This is a genomic window from Elstera sp. (genome assembly GCF_044372965.1).
Taxonomy (GTDB): domain Bacteria; phylum Pseudomonadota; class Alphaproteobacteria; order Elsterales; family Elsteraceae; genus Elstera.
The window spans coordinates 1-5371 of record NZ_JBILQX010000212.1; the positions used below are offsets into that span (position 1 = coordinate 1).

Sequence of the window (5371 nt, forward strand, 5' to 3'; positions counted from 1 at the left end):
ACTAAAATAACGACGCGGCTTACGCCGCCTCGTCGACCGTAACCGCCTTAGGCTGCGGCACATCGACGATGTAGGGATTGACCGCGTAGCGGTAATCCCATTCCCGTCGATCAAAATAGGCCACCCGTTTTACTTTCATCGGGTAAGGCGCGGCTTTTGTCAGGACGAGCGCCTCGTCGGCTTTCAGCCGCCGCAGCTCGTCGCCGGTAATGACATTGCGCTTTTGCTCGCTGCGGCTGATCCCAAGATTGCCGCTGGCGTTGCCGCCCATTGGCTGTCCACGGTCTTGCGTTCCGACGCCCTGGCTGTCGGACTGGACCACCACCGTGGTCTCGCCCGCCAGCGCCGCCAGCTCGTCCGCTTCGCGGCCTTGCGCTGCCGAGACACCGAAGATCGAGAGCAGGTTGCAGGCCCCCATCCAAACGGTAGCGCCATCCTTTCCGTAGTTCAGATCCAGCTGACGCCGATCTTGCAGAATCACCACGGTGTCGATGCCATAGCCCGCCCCATAGGTGACCACACCTGCACCGGTCTTAGGATCGAGCAGCGAGGTCATTTGGCCGAGGACAGCAAACTCGTCGAGCACCAGCTTAAAGTTCCGCTTAGGCCGCCGCTCCTGGCGGAGCGCGACCTGGATCGCCGAATTAATCACCACCCGAAACAGGCGACTGAAACGCTGCGCGTATTCAGCGCCAACGCAGACATAGAGATCGGCGCGCCCCTGGATCACGTCGTTGAGATCGAAATCGCTGGCCGAGAGCGAATCCTGCACCAAAGGATCCGCCAGCCATTGAACTTGGCGCGTCAATGTCGTGAAGAACGATCCCCGTTCATCACCCTGGGCCGCAGTCAAGGCCTGACCGCAGAGGGCAGGCAAGCCTGCCCCAATCTGCGGGTTGGCCATCATGGCCTTTGACCAGGCCTCGACATTCGCCTCCCCTGACGTCAGCAACCGATAGACGCTCCCGAGGTTTCGCTCGTGGCGTGGCGAGCGCCACGCAACGTCGGCGATGGCCCCGGCGATGATTGTTTTAGCGAGGTCGTTAAAATGGGCTTTATCGCCTTCGGCGAATTGGACGATGCCGTCCGCCAGCAGCTGACAATCATTCTGAAACTGCGACTGGCCTTCCCGGTCATGTTCGCCTGGCGTCACGATCTGATCGAAGGGATTGAAGCGATGTTGCGGGCCAGGACATTTGGGAATGCGCATCGGGGCAAGCCGATAAACGCGATGGCCAAGCAGCCTGCGGCTGATGGCCGTGATCGCGTAATTCTCGCCCTTAGGGTCGATGACCAGGCAACCGCCGAGATATTCCAGCAGCCAGATGATGACGGCGGTGATGCCTTTCCCTGACCGCATCGGCGCGATGACGATGGCCAGCCCCTCACCGAGGAAGCGCAGCAACTTGTCCTCCAGAATGCCAAACACCAGCCCTTCGGGCCGGTGAAAAATTTTCATCTCGTCGTCGGTCGCAAAGCGCCCCGTGCCGAAGGTGCCATGCTTCGAGCGCTCATAATCTTCACCACGCTGGATGCCGACGAGAATGCGCCCGCTGCGGATGATGAGCCGGAGGCCCATCACCGCGACGAACAGTCCTGCCGCCGCCTGCGTCAGCAGATGGAATGCAGGCAATCCCTTAACTGCTGCGGCGACTGAGATTGGCCAAGCGGTGAACGCCAGCCCTCCCGCGAAGAGCGACCAACCCGCCAGCTTTAGAACCCAGCGCTCGAAGGGCATAAAGCGCGTGATAACGAAAGCCGGAATTAACGTCAGAAACAGCGTCAGCGGTCGCAGGGCCGACAGAATCTCCGGCTCAAGACCGCGCCCGTAAACATGAAGCGCGGCGAATGCCGCGCCCAACAACACGGCATCCGCCAGGGCCAAAGCTGCCAGCAGTTTGAGCATAGGTCTACCCATCCTCACCCCTCCTGTAATCCAATAGCGGTGCGCCGCGCGCCCGCCAGTCGGCGACCTGGCGCGGATCGCGCAGCCCGGTCTCCACCAGAATAAAAACCCCGAGCAGCGTGGCGGCCGCATCAAGCGACCGAACGCTATCGTCTTGCAGATCCAGCACCGGCAAGCCGAGCGCGTCGGTCAACGCCGCCGCTCCGGCAAGACTGCCGATTTGAATTAGCGTGCGCCGCCGCGTCGCCTTCGGCTTGCGCAGGCGGACCTCTTGGTTCGAACGAAAGCGTGCCGTTCCGGCCCCGCGCAGATCGTCCGCACCGTCACGTCGGACCCGTCGCGCGGCGTCGCTGAACGCTCCGGCGAGCACCGCCGCCGCTTCGCGGCCGCGCGTGCTGGTTTGCAAATCGACCTGATGCAAGTTCAGGTGATCGACGATCCCGGCCAGCTGGGAGAGCCCTCCAATCTGCGCAAGGAATTTAGTGCGCGCTCGCCGCGCCTCCCGGCGCGTCAGCAGCAGCGCCGTCCGTTCCGGTTTCGCCAGCATCGCCATTAACCGGCCCAACTGCCGGTTCAGGATTTGCCGCTGCTGGCGGCTGCGCCGCAGCACCTCGGGCAGCGGGCTTTCCGCCGTTCCGGCGAAACGAGCCGCTGCCGGTTTTGGCGATTTCCTCCCACCAGCTCGCGGGCTGGTTTTCCGCAAAGCGGATCAGCCCTTGAATTTCCAAATTGCTCCGTAAGACCAAGTCCGTCTTCTCGAACTGTGAGCCGATTTCGCCAGCGCGGGCGCGCTTGGCTTGACGGATTTCTTCGTCAAGCGCCGCCTGCTTCGCCAGCAGCGCCGATTGATCTTCTTGGAGCTTTTTGAGTGCGGTAATCGACATGGGTGCCTCGAAATAATGATCGACACCCAGCGGGGCGCATCGCGTCCCCCTGGGGACAATGGTCTTTCATGGTGGCCCCAGGCCGTCAACCTCATCGACGCGACTGCCGCCTGAATTTTCCGATAAGGCTACCGCCTTGGAAATTCAGCCCAGACTATTAAGGCGGCGCGGCCTCCGGCCGCACGAGGGGAGCCTCAACGACGATCTCGGACGCGATGCCCGCATTTCACCGGCAAACGGCGCGGGGCTGCCCTTGCGCGACAAAGGCCGCATCAGCCCCGCGCCTACTCGACCAACCGCGCTCCTAGTCGTCGCGCCGCCGGTCTCCTATGCCCGTGAAAAGCGGGCATCGGGGCGGCACGCGAGATTGGCCCTCCAGCCGCTGATGAATTTTCCTATGTGCCGATGGCGCGGAAAATTCATGCGGAGAGGCTTTGCCTCAAGGGGAGCGCTCCCAATAATCCGCCCGGCTGTCCCCACTTACCACCGGCAAACGGCCGGGGGATCGCCCTTGCGCGCACCGACCCGCGCATCGATCCCCCGGCCTATGGGCCGCCCCTGCCCTCCTGCGTCGGTTGGGTCGCCCCATTTGCCCGTGGAAAGCGGGGACAGTGATGCATCGGATTTTATTCAAACGCCGTAAATAACGAATTTTCCTAAATGCTGTGCGCGGAAAATTCGTATCGCGAGGCTTTGCCTCAAGAGAGAGGCGGTGCCGTCCTATGATGGACTGGCCCTCGCCGATGCGGCGGCGCAAAACCGCGCCCCACCGCCGCCTCCCCAAACTCTGCCCTTTCCCTGCCTTTATAAAGTTCATGTGCAGCACCGATCTCACGAGCGGTTCACAAACATGCGCACTTACTGTATCGTGCTGGCTAGCGCCTAGCACGATACGGGCGGCCCTTCCGGCGGAGTGTGATCGAAGTGCCTTCAAATGCCTCTCAGGACGTCAAGCGCTCGAGCCAAGCACACGGCACCCAAAGATCGCGCCCGTTAACCCCACTAGCCCGGTCGTAGCAGAGGCGTCGACACACCGTGGATTGGATTCACCTCAAAAAGGACTACAGGCTGCGCTCCGATTCCAAACTCGGGTCGGTCTGCATTGCGGCCTATATTGGAGGTGAAAAAGCCGAGTGCGAATTCTCTGGCCAGAAGGTCGATTACCAACATCGTACCGACGTCGCCATGAAGGGAATTATGATTCCGGACGGTGCGCCCGACTGGATGAAAGAGCTTGAGCGGGAGGGCGTTCCGCTCCAGGAGTTCGGGCGCGTGCTCGAGCTCGAAGAGACCCGCAATATCAATCAGTACCATCGGAAAAAATCCGCCGACATTATCGAGGGGTACCAGAACCGGGCTAAAACCGATGGCCGCTTTATCGTTGCGCTGCCGATCGAACTTGACGTTGAACAGAACAAAGCCCTCGCTCTGGATTACCTCAAAGAGGTCTTCGCTGATCGCGGCTATGCCGTTGCCTATGCCTTCCATAGTGAAGCGAAAAACCCGCACCTTCACATCATCTCGGCAACGCGGAATGTCACCGCTGAAGGTCTAGGCGCACGCGCGCCGGGCTATAACCGAAAGGCACAACAGCGGGATAGCTTGCAACACGAGCGCGAGCAGTTTGCGGCGATCGGCAATCGCCACCTGATGCAGCATGGCTTCCAGCCGCGCCTTGATAATCGCAGCTATGTAGCCCAGGGCATCGATCTCGAGCCGACCGTCCACGAGGGCTATTGGGGCCGCAAACTCGCCGCCGATGGCGCGGGCTCGGAGTTGGTTTCCGAGAACGAGCGCCGCCGGGCGGAGAACCTTGATCGGCTGCGAAGCGATCTCTCGCCGGTTATTCGTGCCGTCTCTAATCACAACGCTGTCTTTACCGAAGCCCAGCTGAAGCGCGAGTTGTTCACGCTGGTGCGCGGGGACGAGACCGAGTTCAAGGCGCTTGAGCATGAGCTTATGGCGCACCCGCTGTTGCAGTCGGTCGGTAAGGATGTGCGCGGCAATATCCTCTATTCGACCGAAGAGCAGATTGACGGCGAAAAGAAACTCCTGGCCGATCTCGACACGCTCGCCCAGGGCCAGCGGGCCGAAGCTATCCCGCATTCGTTGGTCGAACAGGTTCTCACAGAGAAGCATGTTCAATTGTTGGACCCGGATGGAGCCGAGCAGCGCGCCGCCGTTGAGGCCGCGATCAGCCGTCACCAGCTGACGACGATCAGCGGGCGCGCGGGCACGGGGAAAACCACGCTGCTGAAGGCGGTCAACGACATCTATACCGCCGCCGGTTATGACGTTCACGGCTTCGCCTTGGCCGGGGCCGCGGCCTCTAATCTCCAAGAGGAAACCGGCATCGCCTCGATGACGCTTGATCGTCTGGCGATGCTGATGGGACGCAAGCAGCAGCTTGAAACCGACATTCGCTATTTGCTGGACGAAGGCTCGAAGCGGCGGCAGTCGCTGGAGAAGGCGCTCGCGCAGGAGGAAGCCAACGCGGCTTTTGGAATGCGGAAGGAAAAGATTACAGGCGAGGTCGCACGCTGGTCGTTCGACGCGGATATGAGCCCGAGGGTGTTCGCCC

General features: G+C 61.4%; 4 protein-coding genes. 1 reads left to right on the forward strand and 3 read right to left on the reverse strand.

Going from position 1 to position 5371, the window contains the following annotated elements:
* Positions 1–19: 19 nt before the first annotated feature.
* Genes ACIQ36_RS17915 through ACIQ36_RS17925 form a run of 3 tightly spaced genes read right to left on the reverse strand, consistent with a single transcriptional unit; the run spans position 20 to position 2790 of the window.
* Positions 20–1918 (reverse strand): type IV secretory system conjugative DNA transfer family protein, encoded by a 1899-nt coding sequence (locus tag ACIQ36_RS17915; protein ID WP_395831847.1) that lies wholly within the window; start codon positions 1916–1918, stop codon positions 20–22.
* Complete coding sequence (locus tag ACIQ36_RS17920; protein ID WP_395831849.1) at positions 1911–2453, reverse strand: hypothetical protein; 543 nt, start codon at positions 2451–2453, stop codon at positions 1911–1913. Before ACIQ36_RS17920 ends, ACIQ36_RS17915 begins: the two co-directional genes overlap by 8 nt.
* Positions 2386–2790 carry a hypothetical protein gene (locus tag ACIQ36_RS17925; protein ID WP_395831851.1) on the reverse strand — a complete coding sequence of 135 codons (405 nt, stop codon included), beginning with the start codon at positions 2788–2790 and terminating at the stop codon, positions 2386–2388. Before ACIQ36_RS17925 ends, ACIQ36_RS17920 begins: the two co-directional genes overlap by 68 nt.
* A gap of 1035 nt (positions 2791–3825) precedes the next feature.
* Between ACIQ36_RS17925 and ACIQ36_RS17930 the strand changes: the two genes are divergently transcribed.
* Positions 3826–5371, forward strand: a 1546-nt coding sequence (locus ACIQ36_RS17930) for a MobA/MobL family protein (protein ID WP_395831853.1), incomplete at its 3' end; no start/stop codon positions are given.